The organism is Acidovorax sp. Q11 (genome assembly GCF_054950075.1).
Genome location: NZ_JBUDZG010000122.1, coordinates 1 through 276, shown reverse-complemented (window position 1 = coordinate 276; position 276 = coordinate 1). Strand labels below are relative to the sequence as shown.

Here is a 276-nt window from a genome sequence, read left to right as displayed (position 1 = left end):
CATTGATGCGCGAGGTGCGGGTGCCCATCCACAGGGAGCGGATGCGGTGCAGCCCCTGCAAAGCCTGTTGCTCCACTGACTTCACACGCACGGGGCGAATATCGCAGGCACGGGCTGCTTCGAGCAAAGCGGCTGCATCCGTGGCGTCTGTCTTATTGCGGCGCACGTAGGCACGCACGTACTGGGCGGGCAGCAAGCGCACCTCGATACCCAGAGCATGGAGCCAGCGTGCCCAGTAGTGGGCTGAGCCACAGGCTTCCATGACGACCGGGCCGA

General features: G+C 64.9%; 1 protein-coding gene. It reads right to left on the bottom strand.

Annotation, left to right across the window (positions count from 1 at the left end; all coding sequences use genetic code 11):
• The coding region (locus ACYZGB_RS22955) for an IS110 family transposase (RefSeq protein ID WP_462391293.1) at window positions 1-276 on the bottom strand (276 nt) is incomplete at both ends.